13 protein-coding genes and 3 pseudogenes are annotated in these 19,744 nt (G+C 62.5%); 7 read left to right on the top strand and 9 right to left on the bottom strand.

What is annotated here, in order from left to right; genetic code table 11:
* Positions 1-417: 417 nt before the first annotated feature.
* The 4 genes and pseudogenes from JZ792_RS43280 to JZ792_RS30435 all read left to right on the top strand — a co-directional run.
* Positions 418-729, top strand: a pseudogene (locus tag JZ792_RS43280) (SbtR family transcriptional regulator); the annotation flags it as partial.
* 1,448 nt (positions 730-2,177) lie between these two features.
* A complete protein-coding gene (locus JZ792_RS30430; protein WP_216915929.1) occupies positions 2,178-3,521 on the top strand; it encodes an AAA family ATPase in 1,344 nt (447 codons plus the stop codon).
* 185 nt (positions 3,522-3,706) lie between these two features.
* A pseudogene (locus tag JZ792_RS43285) lies at positions 3,707-3,820 on the top strand (HNH endonuclease); the annotation flags it as partial.
* Positions 3,821-3,859: 39 nt separating this feature from the next.
* A complete protein-coding gene (locus JZ792_RS30435; protein WP_216915931.1) occupies positions 3,860-4,300 on the top strand; it encodes a hypothetical protein in 441 nt (146 codons plus the stop codon).
* 253 nt (positions 4,301-4,553) lie between these two features.
* Here JZ792_RS30435 and JZ792_RS30440 read toward each other — a convergent pair whose 3' ends face one another.
* The 3 genes from JZ792_RS30440 to JZ792_RS30450 form a co-directional block, all read right to left on the bottom strand.
* Positions 4,554-4,913, bottom strand: coding sequence for a hypothetical protein (locus JZ792_RS30440; RefSeq protein ID WP_216915932.1), 360 nt, complete (start codon positions 4,911-4,913; stop codon positions 4,554-4,556).
* 8 nt (positions 4,914-4,921) lie between these two features.
* A complete protein-coding gene (locus JZ792_RS30445; protein WP_216915934.1) occupies positions 4,922-5,758 on the bottom strand; it encodes an FHA domain-containing protein in 837 nt (278 codons plus the stop codon).
* A gap of 127 nt (positions 5,759-5,885) precedes the next feature.
* A protein-coding gene (locus JZ792_RS30450) for an IS3 family transposase (protein WP_216915936.1) occupies positions 5,886-7,063 on the bottom strand; the annotation gives its coding sequence in 2 pieces (ribosomal slippage) (positions 5,886-6,776 and positions 6,779-7,063; 1,176 coding nt in all).
* 241 nt (positions 7,064-7,304) lie between these two features.
* On the opposite strand from JZ792_RS30450, the gene JZ792_RS30455 reads away from it, so the two are divergent.
* Positions 7,305-8,107 (top strand): IS5 family transposase gene (locus JZ792_RS30455; protein WP_216915938.1). Its coding sequence is split into 2 segments (ribosomal slippage): positions 7,305-7,641 and positions 7,641-8,107, totalling 804 coding nucleotides; the frame shifts between segments, so codons are not numbered across the junction.
* A 16-nt stretch (positions 8,108-8,123) separates the two neighbouring features.
* Here JZ792_RS30455 and JZ792_RS43565 read toward each other — a convergent pair.
* The 4 genes and pseudogenes from JZ792_RS43565 to JZ792_RS30470 form a co-directional block, all read right to left on the bottom strand.
* Positions 8,124-8,630, bottom strand: coding sequence for a transposase (locus JZ792_RS43565; RefSeq protein WP_438804411.1), 507 nt, complete (start codon positions 8,628-8,630; stop codon positions 8,124-8,126).
* Between the two features lie 52 nt (positions 8,631-8,682).
* Positions 8,683-8,919: pseudogene (locus tag JZ792_RS43570) on the bottom strand (transposase); the annotation flags it as partial.
* Positions 8,920-9,301: 382 nt separating this feature from the next.
* Complete coding sequence (locus JZ792_RS30465; protein WP_216915942.1) at positions 9,302-9,718, bottom strand: DUF397 domain-containing protein; 417 nt, start codon at positions 9,716-9,718, stop codon at positions 9,302-9,304.
* A 13-nt stretch (positions 9,719-9,731) separates the two neighbouring features.
* Positions 9,732-10,586: a helix-turn-helix domain-containing protein gene (locus JZ792_RS30470; protein ID WP_216915944.1), complete on the bottom strand. Its 855-nt coding sequence runs from the start codon at positions 10,584-10,586 to the stop codon at positions 9,732-9,734.
* A 670-nt stretch (positions 10,587-11,256) separates the two neighbouring features.
* Here JZ792_RS30470 and JZ792_RS30475 point away from each other — a divergent pair.
* Both JZ792_RS30475 and JZ792_RS30480 read left to right on the top strand, forming a co-directional pair.
* Positions 11,257-12,465 carry a cytochrome P450 family protein gene (locus JZ792_RS30475; protein ID WP_216915946.1) on the top strand — a complete coding sequence of 403 codons (1,209 nt, stop codon included), beginning with the start codon at positions 11,257-11,259 and terminating at the stop codon, positions 12,463-12,465.
* 703 nt (positions 12,466-13,168) lie between these two features.
* Positions 13,169-15,514 carry an ATP-binding protein gene (locus JZ792_RS30480; RefSeq protein WP_216915948.1) on the top strand — a complete coding sequence of 782 codons (2,346 nt, stop codon included), beginning with the start codon at positions 13,169-13,171 and terminating at the stop codon, positions 15,512-15,514.
* A 182-nt stretch (positions 15,515-15,696) separates the two neighbouring features.
* Here the strand turns inward: JZ792_RS30480 and JZ792_RS30485 are convergent, their stop codons facing one another.
* Together JZ792_RS30485 and JZ792_RS30490 are read right to left on the bottom strand one after the other, a co-directional pair.
* Positions 15,697-15,921 carry a DUF397 domain-containing protein gene (locus JZ792_RS30485; protein WP_216915950.1) on the bottom strand — a complete coding sequence of 75 codons (225 nt, stop codon included), beginning with the start codon at positions 15,919-15,921 and terminating at the stop codon, positions 15,697-15,699.
* A gap of 512 nt (positions 15,922-16,433) precedes the next feature.
* The gene (locus tag JZ792_RS30490) at positions 16,434-19,235 is read right to left on the bottom strand and encodes an ATP-binding protein (protein WP_216915952.1); all 2,802 of its coding nucleotides are present in this window, start codon (positions 19,233-19,235) and stop codon (positions 16,434-16,436) included.
* Positions 19,236-19,744 lie beyond the last annotated feature (509 nt).

Consider the following 19,744-nt stretch of genomic DNA (forward strand, 5'->3'; position numbering starts at 1 on the left):
AGGACCGCGACCTCGGCCGCGTCCCCACCGCCGGCACAACTGAAGACTGAAACCATCAACCCGACCGACCAAAAGGGGGTCAGAATTCCGGTGCCGAGAAGTGTCCAGGATTGGCGTTCCGTTGACACCCGCGTCGGGCACAGCGAAATCGGACTAACGCTGCCGGGCCCGTGTGCCTCTGGGCGCCGACATTTCTACGGCTCCAGTGGCAGGTGATAAGGGGCGCTCAGTGTGCTTTGGTGGGCGCATTCGAGAACCTCGGGCCTAGTGCTCGATGAGGGCGATCGAGCACTAACTATCCAGCACACCCAGTGTGCGCCCTTGTCGGCTTCGGAACGGTCATCGCTGTGATCGCGGCGGTGTAGTGGTACACAGACCGCCGCCGAACTACGTACCGAATACGCTCCCTACGAGGCCTTACGCCGGTGGGCGCGAGACTACGTCGATCTCGTCGGAACCAAGCGTGGACTGGCCGCAGCCCTGCATTCGGGCGATCCGGCACACACAGGACTGCGAGACTACGTCGCTGAGCGGCTCGAACCGGCGGTCTCCGACCTGGTCGCCGACGCTCGCGCGGCCGGTGAGATCGACGCCGAGATCGACGCACGCGAACTGCTCTACGCCGTAGGCCTGTTGTGCCAGCCTGTGTCAGCGGCTGATATCGACTTCGATTTCAACCGCCGGATGGCCGTGGTGTTCATCGAGGGGCTGCGTCACGCTCCGGGCTAGACGACGTTCCGCGCTGGACGGGCGCACGCGGGGCAGCCCGCTCGGACAAGCCTGGTGTCCACCGACTGATGTGCAGCAAACGCCCTGCACCAGACATCGATCGCGACCGATCTTAGGAGGATCGACTGCTCACGGGCCGGTGGTGGCTTCGGTATTGGCGAGCAGCCGAAGGATTCGGTACCGAACTGCTTCTGAGGGGGAGATACCGTTGGCGGTGTGGCAGGTCTGGTTCCGGCGTGGTGATGGCTGGTAGCGGTTGCATCGACGCCCGCCGGGGTTCGGACTGGACTCGTGGAGTACTCATCAGCGGGTCGGTGACCCCCTGACCGGCCACACCGGCATCGTCCGCACGGTTCCATACAAGCCGAATTCATCTGTACGACAACCTGTTTAGTCCTTCTCGACAACGACAACGACACCGCCGAGGTGGAGGGCACCTCGGGGTATGCGGCCTCGGATTTGCCCGCTGAGTTGGTGGCGCAGAAGTTCGGGTGGTCCGGCCCCTCGGTGGTCACCGATGTCTATGGCCGTTCCTCCAACCGGCATGCGATGAAGTTCCTCGAGCAGGCGTGGGACGCGACAGCGCGCCCACCGGTGAGCACTTCCTGACACCGGAACGGACGAGCGCGACGGAAGCGTGACCGCAGCGGACCCCGCTCGACCGGGAGATGTTCGCTCCCACCACGGTCACCGACGATTTCGCGCTTGGCGCGAGGCAACGCTAAGACATCGCCAGCCGACTTCCTCCGGAAATGGCTGTTGACGGAACCGATCGAGTTCCCGCCGCACCACCCCACACGTGGGTTTCTCAACGCCGTATTTGCTCAGACTCTGGCTACCGCGACAAACCCGTCACCGCGAAGACAGCGATCACCACCGTCGGGCGCTCGTCGCGCCGGGTGGTCATCTGGCGGCTCACGCCGAGGGCGGGTGATCCGGCCGCATTTGTGCGGTTACCGTTGCTGCTACGGCTGCGACCGGCCAACCGAAAACATCGCTCGCTGTCGGGCGGGCAGCCTGCCCGAATCCTGGTAGTCGGCCGAATGGCCAAGCGGTGCGGCCGAACCCACATACTACTGGTCGACGGCGCTGCCACCGTATATTCCTCTGCGAAAGCTGCTGCAGCCGAACAAGCTTCGCTGTCACATCGAACATGACGACCGCGCAGTCAAAGACGGCCCCAGCCTCGATCACTTCGAAGGTCGGTCCTTGCTCGACAAGCGCCGCCACATCACCTCGCTTCGATCGTCCAAGCCTCAAAGGCCCCTTTGTACAGGCATGACCTCCTGCACCGCCCGGCGCCGACTCCGATACCTTCTCGCCACCTGCTCCGAATCCTGTCCCACCTGGCACCGACGTCTACTGATCCGCAACGGACTACCTCACACCCAACAATGCGCTGATAGTGGTCGCGGCTGCACCGACCTCTTCTCTAGTACGCTCTGACCGTGCAGATCGCGGAGATCAAATTGGAAGGGGTACGCGGCTTTCCTGGTGCTGATGGTGCGGCGTCCCTCGTTTTCGCACGCAAAGACGCTCCACTTCCGCGCTGGATCGTCATCGCCGGCCGTAACGGTGCAGGGAAATCGACGTTCTTGCAGGCTGTCGCTCTTGCGATCGGTGGCCCCTCTGTGGCTCGGCTGCTGGCGGAAACCTTCAGAGGGTGGATCCGCGACGGTGAATCACAAGCGCGTGTCGCCGTGCGACTTCGATTCGGCGACGAGGATGTCTTCGGTTCCACAGCCGGACGAAAGCCTGCTTTCGAGCCTTGGGCAGCGATGGAGTGGACACGTGGTGATGGTCCTGAACCAACGATCGGCAGAGCGCTGGTCGGAGGCAAATGGACGCCCGCCCGGGGGCCTTGGGCCGAGAACCCGCGGGGGTGGTTCACTGCGGGGTACGGTCCGTTCCGGCGACTGTCGCCTGCTCCGACCGAAGCTCAACGCTTGATGATGTCGCCCGGTCGTCCTGCCGCACTGGCCAGCTTGTTTCGAGAAGATGCGTCACTGTCGGAAGCTGTCGTGTGGTTACAGCAGATCTATCTGCGCCGCCTGGAGGGCCGCCCGGAGGCAGCGGCGATCGAACAGCTGGTTCTCAGGCTGTTGGACGATGGCTTGCTCCCCGAGGGCATGCGTGTCGAGAAAGTCGACTCCGATGGTTTGTGGGTCGCCACGCCGGAGGGCCGGTCTCTTGCGCTGGCCTCGCTGAGCGACGGATATCGCACTGTTGCTGGGCTGGTGCTCGATCTCATCAAGCAGCTGGTTGCCGCGTTCACTTCTCCTGACATCGATGAAGATTCCGATGGTCATGTTCGTGTTCTGCATGAGGGTGTCGTGTTGATCGATGAAATCGATGTTCACCTTCATATCGAATGGCAGCAACGAATCGGGTTTTGGTTGAAAGACCACTTTCCGAACATGCAGTTCATCGTCACAACCCACAGTCCATTCATTTGCCAGGCAGCCGATGAGGGTGGGCTGGTGCGACTCGCGCCTGCATGGCAGAGGGGCGTGAGCACAGCAATTCTGGAGGGTGAGGAATATAATCGCGTAGTCAACGGCACCATAGATGAGGCGGTCCTCACCGACCTCTTCGGGCTTGATTCTGTGTTGTCCGAATCGGCCAGAGCTGCGCGGCTGCGGCTGGCGACGATCGAAGCTACGGCATTGAAGCGTGATCTGACGTCAGCCGAGACCTCGATACTTCGAAAGTTGCGCGCTGCCGTACCTCACAGCCAGCTCGAGGTGGCGCTACAAAGCCTGATGAAGCACGAGCGGCAGCGCGACGAGTGATTCCGATAGAGCGCAGCAATCTCTCGCAGCGGACGTTGCGAACTCTTCGAGGTAGGCAGGCTGCGGTGGACGGAAATGCCGATCCGTCCAAGAAATCTGTGGCGAGCTGGCGGACATTCAAGGGTAAAGCACGAGACGAGGTCCTACTCACTCTCCAACAGATGTGCCCAGGTCTCGAACGCTGTATGTACTGCGAAGACAGTGTCGGAACCGATATCGACCACTTCCGACCAAAAGCGAACTTTCCCGAGTGGGCATTCCGGTGGGAAAACTATATTTTCGCGTGTTCGCGGTGTAACAGCAACCACAAGCGAGACCTTTTTCCGGTCCGAGGAGGAATGAGCTTACTTATCGACCCGACGGTCATGGACCCGTTTATCCACCTCGCCCTGTCGACGACAACCGGTCTCTATATCGGACTCGATGAGATAGGCGAGACATCGATCGAGGTATTCGGCTTGAATCGAGATGTGTGCACACAAGGCAGACGCATGGCTTGGGTGGCGCTGTGCGCACTGATTCGGAACTATGAGACCACGACAGCCGCAGCCCAGGCAGAGATATTGGAGACCTGTACCAAATTTCCGTTTCAAGGCGTGCGCCGGTGGCTGGCGAGATTGGTGGCCGAGGGAGATCGGAGCGAAGCGATCCCCCGTGATGTACGGATGATTGTGGATCGCCACGGTGAGTTACTCGCCCAGGTGGCGCCCTCCGGGCGCCCTGCAGCGGTGGTCACGGTCGCCCCGTCGAGCACGGCGCCACCGAAGCCGATCAGGTAGGTGGGTCCGTGTGGGGCCGCAGCGCTCACACGGCGGCACGCTGTGCGGGTCGGTGGGCGCAGTCCATCAGCCCGACTCCCTGATCGAGCAGGTCGCGAACGGCATGCCATCGTCGCAAGGACGTCGTCTCGCGGGGTCATCGTTGCCGTATCGGTTCGGCCGCCACCCACCATCGACCACGGGCGGTGACCACTTCCCGACTGCGCGCGCTGTTGGTGTGTGATGGCATCGATCAGATCGGTTCTCGACCGCGTCACATGCCGAGCGCCCTCAGTATCGGTGTTCCGAGGTCGCCCAACCATTGCCCGAGGCCCAGGAGCGGGGCGCGTGCTGCGGATTCGGCGCCTGCGATTGCGGTGACTGCCGCGGCGATCCGTGTGAGTCGTGCGGAGATCATCTCGCGGTTGGGTTGCGGCTGTGCCAACTCCTGCCGGACCTCGTCCGCCTCCCCGGCTGCTCGGTCCATTCCCATGCGCCGTAACGTCTCCGACAGTTCGACAGCGAAATCGACCGTCTGCGACGCTACGAAGTTGCCGTGCTGACCGTGATTTATCGTTTGGTCGCGGGCGACGTTATTGATGTTGCCTTGTTGTGAACCGATGTTGAAGACCACGATTTCCCTTATCTGTCGAACGGCTGGTTCCACACGTGTCGCGGGTCGGTGTAGACGCTGCGCGCCCGGGCTGCGGCGACGATCCAGAGGATCAGCCCGACGCCCGTCATGAGGTCGCCGACCATCGCGACCAGGAAGAAGATCGACTCGGCGGAAATTCCGAGGCCTGTGTCGGTGCCGAGCACCGTGAAATCGGTACCGAAGCCCGGGAAGTGGGCGGGCGGTTCGCCGCTCTGCCACGAGCTGTCCAGCTCGTCCATGAGTTCCTGCGTTTCGGTCTGCGTCTCCTCGATGCCCTTCACCAGGAGGTAGGCGTAGCCGAGCGAGCCGCTGATGGCCAGGACGAGTCCGGTCCAGAACACGTACCGTGCTTTCGTGCGTGATGCCGCGGCTTCGCGCAGAAAACTTTCGCGTTGCAGGCTGTAGTTGTTGTTCTGGTCGCGTGCGACGTTGTTGACCTGGTGTGCGGTCTGATCTTCGATGTCGTAGCGGGCGTGGCTCGGTGCGGCCCGGTGGATGTCCTCGCGTGCCAGCATCTCGGTGCGGGGATCGTGTGACTGTTGGAAACGTGCTTGGATTCGGCCGAAGGTGACGACGTCGCCGTGGTGTAGAAGCTTTGCGCCCGAGAATGTTTCGCCGCCGATCCGCGTTCCGGTCGAGGACCCGAGGTCCTCGACGGTGACTCGACCACCCACGTTGCTGATCACGGCATGGGTGATGCTGAGGTGCTGGTCGTCGAAACGGAGGGCGTTGCGGGAACCGCGTCCGAGCAGTTGGCGCCCGGGACTCAGTCGTAGTACGACACCCGACCATTGCGGTGGGTGGAAAACAGTGAGCTGCTCCACCTCCAAAGTGTCTCAGGGGCAACCGAGTTCCGATCGAGTAGTGGACTACTCCAATACAGACGACGCGGCCAGTTGGCCTTGAGTGGACTCGGGCGCCGGGGACTGCTGCACGATCGGGTGACAGCGGTTAGGCAGCCCGAAGGGCTGGTGTGGTCATGATGGTCTCGTATTCGACTGGGGTCAATTTGCCGAGCCTGGCTTGGCGTCGGCGGCGGTGGTAGGTCCGCTCGATCCAGGTGACGATCGCGATCCGCAACTCCTCGCGGGTAGCCCACGACCTGCGGTCGAGGACGTTCTTCTGCAGCAACGCGAAAAACGACTCCATCGCCGCGTTGTCGCCACACGCGCCGACACGGCCCATCGATCCGACCATTGCATGATTTCCCAAGGCCCGCAAGAACTTCCGCGATCGAAATTGCGACCCACGATCGCTGTGAACAACACAGCCGGCGACCTGGTCACCGACCGCGCCACGCCTGGCCACCGCCGAGCCCAGGGCATCGACAGCGAGGCGGGCCTTCATTCTCGAATCGATCGAATAGCCCACGATCCGGTTCGAGAACACGTCCTTGATCGCACACAGGTAGAGCGTCCCTTCACCGGTGTGATGTTCGGTAATATCACTGAGCCACAACAAGTTCGGCGCAACCGCGGTGAACTTTCGTGCGACGAGGTCATTATGAACAGGCGGCCCCGACCGCCTGATCTTCGTTCCGCGTCTCTTACCGAAACTGCTCCACCATTTGTTGGTCGAGCAGATCCGCCACGCGGTCCGTGATGCCATCGGCTGGCCGGCATCGGCGGCCTCGTCGGCAAGGAACCGGTACCCGAACTCGGGGTCGTCGCGGTGAGCGTCGAACAACGCGTTGCTTCGGTAGGCCTGAGCCAGTTCAGCAGGGGTGACCGGGTCGGCGAGCCACCGATAGTACGGTTGGCGCGCAATCTTCAAGACCCGGCACGTCACCGCGACGGGAATCCCATCAGCGGCCAGCTCACGGACGAGCGGGTAGATCATTTTCCCGGCAGATTCGCCTGCGACAAATAGGCCGCTGCTCGCCGCAGCACTTCGTTCTCCTGCTCGAGCAACCGGATGCGTTTGCGCAGTTCAGCGTTATCGGCAGCATGCTCGTTCACTACGCCGGGATCGATACCGTCTTCAGCATCGGCTCGCTTGATCCAGTTCGCCAAACACGACTCGCTGATCCCGAAATCGGCCGCGATCCGCTTCAGTTGCTGGCCTGGCTCCCGATTGCGAGCCACCCGGACGACGTCATCACGGAACTCTTTTGGGTAGGGCTTGGGCACGGCATACATCCTTCCAGCAGTGCCTCACGGCACCACAGATCAGATGTCACCAATCCGTGCAGCAGTCCCCCGGGCTGGTGACGAAGCTCTGGTGGCGGGGTTTGCGGTGTTTCGCGTTGCCCCCGTCCGCGAAGCCACTTGCGAAAATGTGAGCGGTCGGGTGTGGGGTGCTTACAGATCAGTTCAGAATGAGTCGGTGTGTCGGTTTGATCTGTGGTGCAACATATTCGACACTTCTGGGGTGGTTGATGAGGTGGTGACCGATGCCTTGTGGGTGCGGTTGGAGCCGTTGATTCCGTTGCCGCAGCGGCGTTTCCGTCATCCTGGCCGGCGTCGGAGCAGTGATCGTGCGGCGTTGGAGGGGATCTTGTTCGTGGCCCGAACCGGTATCGGTTGGAACCAGTTGCCGACCGCGTTGTTCGGAGCCTCGGGTGCGACGTGCTGGCGGCGATTGGCCGAATGGCAGGAAGCCGGGGTGTGGCAGCAGCTACACGAACAGGTACTGGTCGAACTGCGCTCGGCGGGGAAGCTGGACCTGTCCATCGCGTTGGTCGATGCCTCGCATCCACGGGCTCTGAAAGGGGGGACCATGTCGGCCCCAGCCCGGTCGACCGCGCGAAACCCGGCTCCAAGCACCACCTGATCACCGACGCCACCGGAACACCCCTCGCGGTCACCCTGACCGGCGGAAACCGTCACGACGTCACACAACTGATCCCGCTGCTGGACGCGCTACCCACACTCGGCGGACGCCGAGGGCGGCCTTGGCGGCGACCCCGCTACCTCTACGCCGACCGCGGCTACGACTACGACAAATACCGCCGACAACTGCGTGATCGCGGTATCACCCCGGTCATCGCCCGCCGCGGCACCGGCCACGGATCCGGACTCGGCGTCGTACGCTGGCCGGTCGAACGCAGCTTCGCCTGGCTACACGCGTTCAAGCGTCTGCGCATCCGCTACGAACGCCGCGCCGACATCCACCAAGCACTACTCAGCCTCGCCTGCGCGGTCATCTGCCTCCGCAAACTCATTCTGAACTGATCTGTTAGAGCACCTATCAGGTTCGGTTGCTCAACCGTCGCCAGCAGATGAGTCCGGCTGCCAGGTCGAGGAATCCGTGGTGGATGTCGGTGCGGCGTTCCCATCGGATGGCGAGGCGGCGGTATTGGTGGAGCAGTGCAAGGGATTGTTCGATGATCCATCGCCCCGAGACTTTGTCGCGGGTGCCGCGGCGCGGGATGTAGCCGGTGATCCCTCGTTTGCGCAGTTCGTCGTAGACGCGCGGGTAGTCGTAGTCCTTGTCCGCGATCAACGTGGTGATCCGGCGACGCGGCCGACCGGGTCGCCCGCGCAGGGGTCTGACCTTGTCGAGCAGTTCGGGCAGCACCAAGTGGTCGCCTGAGTTGGCCGCCGATAACGTGACCGCGAGTGGTGATCCGTTGCCGCAGGTCAGGATGTGGTGCTTCGAGCCGGTTTTGCGGCGGTCGACCGGACTCGGGCCTGTGTCGGCGCCCCCCTTTTTTCGCCCGCACGTGCGAGCCGTCGGGGACGACCCGGTCGAAATCGATCAACCCGGCAGCGTGGCAGTGGGCGAGCATCGTCTCGTGCATGGCCTCGAACACCCCGCCCGACTGCCAGTCTCGTAACCGTCGCCGACACGTCATACCCGACCCGAACCCCAACTCCTGAGGTAGGTCTTCCCATCCGATCCCGGTGAAGAGCACGAAAAAGATCCCCTGCAACACCAGCCGGTCGTCCATCCGCGCCGGACCCGGTGTCCCCGGCACCCGGACCGGCAGTAGCGGTTCGATCACTGCCCACAACCGGTCATCCACTATCCACGGTGCCGCCACAACGAAACATAGTGCACCGCAACGACAGTCATCGCCACCGAAACGAACCTGTTAGGAACTCTTACTGCGTCGGTGCCGACTGACGGTGGTGGTTGTCGACTGAGGCTTGGCCGATGGTGAGGCGGTGTTCCTTGTGTGTGCGCGGGCACGGGAATCATGCTCACGGTACGTGCACTCAACCCTGCGATCAGGGCTGGCAACGCCGACGAGCCGTCCTCACCGCCACGCTCACAGCCTTCGGCGGTCACCACCCCGGTGGTGCCCCGCATTCCTTCAACCTCTGGCAGCTCCCAGGCCTCGTCGGAGGTCCGGCGTCCGACCGAGGTGAGGGCACCGTCGCCGACGTCGCCGAACGCGCCAGTTCGGGTCTCACCACCACTGGTCATCTCGCCAACGGCGAGATTGCCGTCGGCACTTTGGTCGTAGTCGGTTCGAACTCACCTGCTACGACTCCGGCGTGGAATGCTTCCCATTCGCCGGTTGTGTATTGCAGAGTGGTTTCGCCGTCGGAGAGCGAGGCACCCCCGTCAGGCTGGTACCTGATGCGGGGAAGGCCGGCAGTGCCTGCGGTGTCGTGTTTTTCGACAGCCGACAGGAATTGTGCCCACTGCCCGATGGCTACTCGGATTGTCGGTTGCTGTGCTGGGCTGTTGTTGGGATCTCGCAGATACTTGCTATCTCGAATTAGTCTTGCCTCTGGGGTGACTGCGATCTCTACGCAACTGCTCGTACCGGTGGAGAATGTTGATTTGAACCAATGTGGTGTGGTGGCGCCCATTCTTTCGAGGATGCTGCTCACCTGCTGATTTCTCCTAATCAATGAGTGTCTCAAGGAAGTTGAGTGATTTATCCGGGGCTAGCGACTCCGTTTGGAGGTGGCCGAAGGTGGTTGACATGCTTCGCGTCTGCTCTTGGTCTTCGACCAGTTCGCCATGGACCGGAGTCTCGGTCCATGCAAGTGTGGGTAGTGGTGGGCGAGCGAAATGAAGTATATGAAAGGAGGAGAACGCTCGAATTGCGCCGGTGTGGCTGGTAAACGGGAGCACACGAAATTTGAGGGTTGTCTCGTGCTGCTCGATCATCGCGACCAGATGACGTAGTTGATTTTGAAGAATATCGTGGCTGCCCGTTTCCTGTCGGAGAGCAGCTTCGCTGACCACGACGCTGAGTTTGACCGGGTCTTCGTCATCGAGTCGCTTTTGGCGTTTCATTCGGGCGTCTACACGTTGTTGAACCTCGATCTGCCTGATGAACGCTGTGTCGGCGGTGTAGAGCGCGCGAGCATACTCCGCGGTTTGCAGCAGACCCGGGATCAGCAGAGCTTCGACCGTGGCAATTTCCTCGGCTCCGTATTCCAGGCCGTAGAACCGCAACTGCTGCTCATCGAACAGCCCCTCGTACTGCGACCACCACCCGCTCTGGCGAGCCAGTTGACGTAGCCCGACCAATTCGGCTTGTTCCTCCGCCGTGAAATCCAGCAACTCGAGCAGCTGTATCAGTTTGTCTTCGGACAAGATTCTCTGATCGCGTTCGACTTTCGGCCAGTACGTTGCGGAGAACTTCAATGCCTTCGCGATCTGGGGGCCGGTGATACCCATCTCGTCGCGGCGCCGTCGGGTCCGATATGACAGCTCCCACCGTGCCACGGCGGGGGAATCCGGTGCCATCGTCGTCGATCTCCTTCACCGATCGAAGTGTCGCCACCCTCAGCATGCGAGTAGCTATGACAGCTGTCATTGCTGTTGCTGAAGCATATTGACGAGCTAGCAGCTGGGAGCATAGCCTAGATGTGACTGTAGTCATAGTTGGTCGAGTGGCCTCAGCGTGCAGGGGGTGTCGTCATGAACCACGTGATCGTGGGTTTGCCGATCATCGAGGCGCCGCGAGAACCTGCGGGCTGGAGGGCCTCGGACGGCGCTGCTGAAAGCTGGGTCGCTTCACTCGCTGCGTTGATGGGATGTGCGCGGATACGCGAACGTCAACAGGCGGGCACGGGCCGGATTGCACGAGCAGAGCGTGCTGCTCCACGAGCAGTTCCGTCCACCTGGTGGGCGGTGAGGCGCATCGCGACGGCAGCAATCGCTCCTCGGGCAGTCGACACGGTGCCCGGACCACGCCGTGGGCGCCGATCGAAGCGGCCGATCGGTAGCGGTTGCTCCCGGCGGCAGAGAGGGCTGATCGTCGCCTCCGTGTTGGTCCTATCCCGAGGGATCCATCGTGGCTGACACCGGTGCGCGCCGCGGTTGCGCCCGGCCGATCCCTGTCGACCAGATCGGACCGCGACTGGCCCTGTACGACGATGTCTTCGCCGCCGATCCACACCGCGCCTACCAGAGGATGCGCCACGACTACGGGCCTCTGGTGCCGGTCCTCCTCGCGCCAGGGGTCGAAGCGACGCTGGTGATCGGATACCGCAGCGCCAAGACGGTTTTGGCGCAGTTTCCCGCCGATCCTCGCGAATGGGAGCGGCTCTACCCCATGCCTGCGGGATGCCCGATCGCGCCGATGATGCAATGGCGGCCCAATGCGCTGCGCTCGGCCGGCAGCGAGCATGCCCGTTACCGCAGTGCCAATATCGCAGCCCTCGAGACCGTGGACCGCTATCGCATCGAGGAGAAGGTGCACGCCGCTGCCGGACCACTGATCAGAGATCTCGGGCGCAGCGGTCGGGCCGACGTGGTCGCAGACTACGCGCGGCCGCTCGCGTCGACCATGCTGGATACACTGCTCGGCTGTACCGCCGACCTCGGAGAGCGCATAGCGCGGGCCACCTCCGATATGTTCGAATCAACCGACCCGGTTGCTGCGGCGAAGGTGAATACGTCGCTGGCCGCTGCGCTCGGCGAACTGGTTGCCCTAAAGTCCGCCCACCCGGCCGACGATGTCACCTCGGCACTGCTGTCCCATCCTGCTCGACTCAGCGTTGAGGAAGTCGTCCAACAACTCGTGACGCTGTACGGAGCAGGCGGCGAGTCGATGTCGAATCTTATGGCTCTGACCGCCCTGCAGATGCTCGCACCGTCGTCGGATTCCGAATACGCCAAGCCTGCCACGACGATTCCGTACGCGATCCAGAAGATCTTGATCGCCGATCCCCCGCTGGCGATTCACTGTCTCACCTACCCGTCGTCGGAGGTCGAAATCGACGGTGTGTTGTTGCCCGCGCATCGCCCGGTCGCAGTAAGCATGGCTGCCGCCAACACCGATCCCGCCACGGGATACGACAGCAGGAGCCACACACTTTCGAGTCGGCATCTGGCTTGGGGCTCGGGCCCGCACAAATGCCCGTTTGCGGCCCGGTTCCTCGCGGAGCGAATCGCTGAGGCCGGGCTCACGCCACTGTTCGACGCGTGGCCGGAGATGGCCTTGGATATTCAGCCCGGCCAGGTGCGGTGGCGACCAGGACTGTTTCACCGCGCCCCGGAGGTTGTGCCGGTCACGGTCTCACCGTTGCGTTCCCGACCCGCTCACCTGCGTCCCGCACGACCGTGTCCGCCCCTGCCCAGCCTGCAGCAGCACTCGCATACTCCACCGGCAGTGGCATGAACTCCGTACCCCTACCGAATCGGTTGTGTTCGAACAGGCGGTCGGGCGGGTTTGCACGACCTTCCGGCTCGTCGACACTCGGCACGGTGCCCGGTGCGGTGACACGGCGGGAATCGAGGTTCGGTCGATGAAACGATCTTTCCGAAGGTTCTGACGCTCAAAATTTCCCGAGGTCGAGCGGGGGAGTCGAGGGCGTCGTCTCCACGGCACACCTGCTGTAGGCGGTGTAGTGGGGCCGAGGACTGATTCTGTCGTTGAGATCGAGGACTGGATGCCGTGACTGTACGGTGCTCGCTGCCACCAACCCGCAAGTCGCTGAACGCCTTCAGGTCGGCGAAGGGCATCGGACGCGACACGGAGCGTCCGGTGACCGATTCGACTGTCCCGTACGTCGTGCAGGTCCGCGATCTTTCCGAGGCGGCCGCCCGTCGATCGACCGCACGATCGACTTCTGCGCGGCCGACTCCAGGCACGGGCGGCGTGTGGCTTCGCCGGGTATGCCTTCGGTAGCGACCGCGAGAGGGCGCGGTGGATGTAGTCGAATCCGGAACATGTTGTGATGGTGTAGGTTTCGTGGTGACTTTCGGCAGCCGTTGGAATGTTGTCCGTCGAGTACAGTGGGGGAGTTGTCGCAGCGGCAGGGGCGGAGGCGCGGATGAACGGTGGATCCGTAGGTGGGGGTGATCCATACACGTTCGGATCGATGTCGTCGCATCTGTCGGGTACTGCTGCGGAAGTGGTGCAAGCTCGGGATATCAGTGGCGGCATCCACTTCCACCCGCCCTTCGAACAACAGGTGCCCATACCGCAGCAACTGCCAGGCAACGTGCGTGGATTCGTCAACCGCGTGGGCGAACTCGCACATCTGGACGCCGTGCTGGCAGCCGACAGCGGAGTATCGGTTGCGGTGGTCGCCGGCACCGCCGGGGTGGGGAAAACCGCTCTGATACTGCACTGGTCGCATCAGAATCGTCACCGGTTTCCCGGCGGGCAGCTGTACATCAACCTCCGCGGATACGATCCCGGCGATCCGGTGACCCCGATGACTGCCCTGGAGCGGTTTCTGGCCGCACTCGGCGTGGTGCCGGGTGCGGTGCCGACCGAATTGGAAGCCCGTGCCGACATGTATCGGTCCCTGCTGGCCGGTCGACAGATGCTGGTGGTACTCGACAACGCGGCCACGGTCGGGCAGGTACGTCCGCTGCTGCCCGGGGCCGAGAACTGCCTGGTACTGGTCACCTCCCGTAACCGGTTTTCAGGCCTGATCGCCCGCGACGGTGCACAGCGTGTCACGGTGCCGTTGTTGTCCGAGTTCGAGGCGGTGCGGTTGCTGCAGACGACCACAGCCGGCTACCGGGACGCCGACCAGGACAACCAGGTAGCAGAGCTGGCCCGATTGTGCGGACGGCTGCCACTGGCTCTACGAATCGCCGCCGAACGCGCCGCCGCTCGACCGCACGTACCCTTGACCTCCCTGATCCGAGACCTTCGTGACGAATCCTTGCTATGGGATGCGCTCTCATCCGAGGACGAAGAGGAAGCTGACGGTGTGCGTACTGTGTTCGCGTGGTCATATCGGGCGTTACCCACCGCACCGGCACGGTTGTTCAGGCTTCTCGGAGTGCATCCCGGGCCGGAATTCAGCACCGCCGCCGCAGCAGCGCTGGCCGCTCTGCCCGAGTCGGAGACGCGCCGCCTGCTCGATGTACTGGTGGGAACATATCTGCTGGAGCAAAGCGGCCACGACCGTTACCAGTTCCATGATCTGTTGCGTGCCTACGCAGCCGACCAGGCTGCCGAATACGACGACCCCTCCGATCGGCACACAGCGTTGGAACGAGTCTGTACCTGGTATCTGCACTCCCTGTTCACCGCGACTGGCGTCGCGGACCTGGGAAGCTTCCTGGAGTTGGTGCCTGCCGGGTACCCACCGATGCCGGTGCCCGACTTCCCGGACTCTCAAACGGCCGCAGCGTGGATCGAAGTCGAGGTCGATACACTGATCGCATGCGCTCACGCTGCTGCGGACGCGGGCCTGGACGGGATCGCCTGGCAAACGTTGGCGTTGCTGCGCTTCCCATACAGCATGCGCCATCCGGTGGATGCCTGCATCTCACTCGGTGAGCAGGCCCTCAGCGCCGCCGAACGCGCGGGTGATCCGGCCGGACAGATCACAGCACTGGTCGGGCTCGGCATCAGTTACAGACTGGCTCAGCGGCTGGACGAAGCCGTGGATCGGCACCGTCGAGCAGTGCTGATCGACATAGACGACCTGTCGATCGACATGTTCCGCCGCAATGCGCTGGCGCTGGCCCTGATGCGTGCCCGCCAATTCGGTGAGGCATGCTCGCTCTTCGATCAAGTACACGCGATCGCGGACCACGCGCAGAACCCGCGCTGGGCAACCATCGCGCTGGGCAACCTTGCGCTGGCGTATTTCGAGGCCGGAAACCTCGAGGAAGCGGACGCCGCCATCAATAACGCGTTCGATACGATGCCGCAGGAATTCTCAACAGATACCCACGCAGATTTTCTGAATTACCAGGCGATGATTCATCGTGAACGTGGACACTTCGCCGAAGCGCACGAGGCGATCGCCGGAGCACTCGCGATGAACCAAGGGGCAGATCTGCTTCTGGAGGGCGCTTTCGAATACGAACGCGCTCGTATTCTGTTGGCTACGAACGAGCCTGGTCAGGCACTAGAATCTCTTGCCCACGCTCTCGCGATTCATCGCCGCGTCGGCTCCCGCAGTCGCGAAGCGCTGGCCTTCGTCATCATCGGTCAGGCGTACCAGGCACTGGCCCGCGCGTCCGAAGCGGAGAAATTCTATCGCCAGGCTGCGGCCATACACCAAGACCTGCACGATGATTGGAACCGTGCGGTGTCGTTGGCGCACCTCGCCGATGTGCTCGCGCGCCGCGGTGCCGATGGCGACAGTCACGATGCTTGTGCAGAGGCATTGGACCTTCTCCATGCCTTCAACGATCCGCGCACGGTACAGCTTCGACACGAATTGACAGCGCGTCCCCCCAGCACGAGCACATAGAAGACCACAGGGAGCCTGCCTCACTGCAGCGACCCCGATTCGGACGCAACGTGCGGTACCTGCACGCCGTGAGACGCTCCGTGCCTGCGAAACTTTTCCTCGCGGCACAGAGCATCGTTCTTCACGGACACGGTCGGCATCGATCCCGACTCGGCATCAGAAGTGTGGATATCACCGGTTTTTCACTGTTTGAGACTCTCCGCCGGCGGGAAGGAGAATTCGCCGTTGAACATGCCCAGCTCGAATGCCTCCCATTCGCCTCGGGTGAATACCAGAACTGGGCCTGCCTGGTCCTTGCTATCGCGTACCTGTGCTTGGCCATTCGTGAATCGGACCTGGACACAGGCGCCGCCGTTGCTTCCGCTGAAGCCGCTCTTGAACCAGCCCTTATCGTTGCTCAAGGACATAGCAGATTCCTCTTCTATCGTTCCCCTCGACGAAAAGTGCACACAGATCAGGCCCTGAGGATCGGAAGATCGGGAAGAGATATCTCCGCATCTCCCGCAGCGCGGAATTTGTTGTGCGTGGCGTTCTGGGGATTCTTCGAACCGGGGTTTTCCGGTCGATTCGAAAATAGGGAAAATCGGAATCCGCTGGTTGTCTCCGCTTCCGCACCGCACATCGTCATAGCAGGTCATGAGCGGTTTCCGCGGCGGATAACCCATCCGGGCGGCGGAAACGTCAACACAATAGAGCAATCAGGCACACGGAACACGATATCGAATCCAGTTGAGGAACCGGGCGCGACGAGTGTGATCGGGCCCGCAACAGGATTCGGTCCGGCCCAAGGATGTCACCACACAGTGTCGGGCACAGCGCCAGATTGCCGGCGATCCGACTCGCGGATCGGAAATACGATGGCTCAACTCGTGGGATGCCCGAGGCGCTGGTGACGACAGAAGCAGATGTTCTATACATGTCAGAGGTGGGCCTGCACGCTTTCTCGTAGCCTTGTCGCCACAGGATCAGTGAATCGGCTAAGCACGATCGAGGCTTCGACCCAGCAGGCCCGGGCTTCGTCGGGTTCGCCGAGTGCCTCGAGTTCGGATGCGAGCGCATCCAGATCCTGCGCGAGTAGCCAGTGCTCGTTCAACCCGCGATGCACAATCACGGCTTGCTCGTGCAGCGCGGCCGCATCCTCGTGGCGCCCCAATGTGCCGAGTGCTTGGCCTGACAGACCCCAGGACACAGCTTCCTGGCGTGGATTGGCCAATCTCTTGAAGATGTCGGCCGCAGAGCGGCTCGAGATCAACGCCTCCTGTGCTCGCGACTCGGCCAGATCAATACTCGCCAATTCATGAAGTGCGTAGGCCAGTGTCATCGGATTATCGATCGTCCGCGCGATCCGGAGGCTCTGCTCCACTTTATCTCGGGCATCGACAAGGCGTCCGACCGATCGCAGCGCCGACGCTAACGAAAATAGGGTGTGAGATTCCAACAATGAACGCTTCAGCATCTGAAAAAGAGTGATGCTGCGCGTCAGTAGATCCTCCGCGTTTCTGATATCCCCCGAATCTCTTGCCACGTTTCCAAGGTTGCTCAGAGCAACAGCCCGCAACGGCTGATCGTCTGTTCGCTCAGCAATATCCAGAACTTGTGAGAGCAGGTCCCGGGCGGCATCCATGTCACGGGCCCAGAGAGCGATCAGTCCGGCTCCGTTCATCGCTTCGGCCTCACCGGCACCATTGCCGAGTTCGCCGAAAATTCGCGCTGCATGATCGTAACTGTCCCGCGCTTCGGGGAATCGGGCGCCGAGTCGGTAGTCTGTGGCGAGCAACAGCCGCATCATGGCTTCTCCGAAACGGTCGCAGTGCCGTTCGGCTGAGGCCAATGCCATACGCTTGATGTCCACCCAGATATCCCTGGGGTCGAGTCCGTCCCCTAGGTCTCGGACCATGACCGGTATCTGCCATGCGATCCTGTGGAAGCCGACATCGTTGGCTTTTTCGGCTACAGCCATGAGGTTGGACCGTTCGCTGGTATACCAGTCACGTGCACTGACGTCGGTGAACTGCAATGGGTCCACGGTCGGATCGACAGGCTCGAGATCGAACGGTGGTAGGGACGGTCGAACGGTGTCTACCGCAGCGGCGGAGGTATGGAGATACCATCCGAACAGTCGCCCGAGGCAGGCACGCTGATCCTCGTCGGTCTCCTCGATACCTGCCTGGTCCGCGGCATAGACGCGTAGCAGGTCGTGAAGCTGATAGCGGTCGTGGCCGATCTCCTCCAGCAGGTGAGCACCCACCAACGTGTCGAGTTGCCGTCGTATCGTGCTGAGGCCGGCGCCGGTCAGTGCTGCGGCGGCGTGTACACCGAAATCGGGTCCAGGATGTAGACCCAACCTGCGGAATACCTGCGCGGCGTCGTCGGGTAGTGCACGGTAGGACCAGGTGAATACGGTGTGGACCGCGTCGGCTTCCTCTTCGGAGGACAGGGCATCCCAGCGGCCGGATTCGTCGCACAGGTCGGCGATCAACTGGATCAAGGACATGCGTGGTCGTCCGGCCGCGCGTTCGGCGGCGATCCGTAATGCCAGCGGTAGGTGCGCGCAGACCGCAGCGAGTTCGGCGAGGTCGGCGTCGCTGTCGCCGTCGCGGTACTCAGCGATCGTGTTTCTCAGTAGCGTGATCGACTCTCCCGAGGTCAACGTCCTCACACTCACGCGCCATGCCCCATCCCGAGAAATCAAGCCGGACAGGCGATTGCGGCTGGTGATCAATACCAGGCTCTGCCCTGTGCCGGGGAGTAGCGGTCTTACCTGTCCGACCGAGGCGACGTTGTCCAACACGATCAACATCCGACGTCCCGCCATCAGTGATCGGAACAATTCCGATCGCGATTCCTCGCCGAGTGGAATTCGCTCGGCAGGCACATCCAACGCTTGGAGAAACCGCAGAAGCGCACCCGAGGCAGACAGGGGAGGCGCAGGGGCATAACCGCGGAGGCTGACATACAACTGGCCATCGGGAAATTCACTGCGGACGCTGTGTGCCCACCGAATGGCCAGTGCTGTTTTGCCGACACCGGCGGTGCCCACGATGGCGATAACTCGAACACCGCTGTCGTCTTCGCCGACCCTGCTCATGATGTCGCTGAGCCGTTTCAGTTCCACGACACGGTTGACAAACCCTCGCACATCGCCGGGCAGCTGTTGAGGGATGGGGCCGGAAGGAGGCGCTCCCGAGGGCGCCGCGTGGAAATGGACGCCGCCTGCGACATCCCGCAGGCGGATCACCCGATCTTCGTTCCCCGACGATCGGGTGTCGGACGGGTGAGCCGGACGGGACGAATCACTTTCTGCTCGTGCGTCTTCCCACAGCTTTTGCCATGCTGTCATGTCGGTCAACTCATGAGGAACTGTCTCAGCCCGCGCCAAGACCATTGCTCTGAGCGCAAGCAGTACCGGCTCGACCGCATCGAAGGTTTGCGGCAGCCTGTCGCCGCGGCGCCACTCACTGATACGTTGGGCTGACACCTCGCCGCGATGGGACTTGGCTCGCGCCCCGGACATCCTGGCCGCGGCGGCGCTTCTGACCCGTTCCAAGGTCGGCGCTCCCGCCGCGTCGAACAGACCCTGCAACCGGCGGGCGAAGGCGGCTCGCGCGGAGTCTGATTCGTTGCTACGTCGTTCGATTCGTTTCCCCACCACCACTGAATCGTATCGAGTGCGAAGGAAGAAAGGCTGCTCATCGCCCAGGAAGAGATCAACTCGTTCCATGGTTCGATGAGCGGCACCCCGCACCGCAACATAGCGAGCATGCCTCGCACGACGATAGCTCCTATGCCTCGAGAGAAAACCGATGCGTTGTTACCTACCGCTTGCAGGTGCACCGCCGCGCTGCTGATTCAGCATTCCTGCGCCGCCTACCCCATGACCGTTCTGAGAGCGTCCGCCACAGAGGCCTGTCTCGGATTCCGACGAGTCGGTGCCGACTCGACAGCGTCGGCGACATCATCCCAGTCGAGATAGCTGTGCCCGGAGTGAACACCCGTAGAGGTGCCTACCGCGACCAACGTGCCACCGATCCGCGGCAGCAGCCGCCCAGGCCGGGACACGATCCCAGCACGGAGTCGCCCCGGGATCGCCGTCCATCGCGACAGCGCCTGGCGGACGACCCGCGAACCGGTGTGAATGGCATGACCCGAAGTACCGGCCCGGTCTCACTCGGCTGCACGACAACGTTGCTCGACTTCTGAGACTTCGCATCTGCCGACCGGCAACGTAAT

Source organism: Nocardia noduli (assembly GCF_019038455.1).
GTDB classification, from domain to species: domain Bacteria; phylum Actinomycetota; class Actinomycetes; order Mycobacteriales; family Mycobacteriaceae; genus Nocardia; species Nocardia noduli.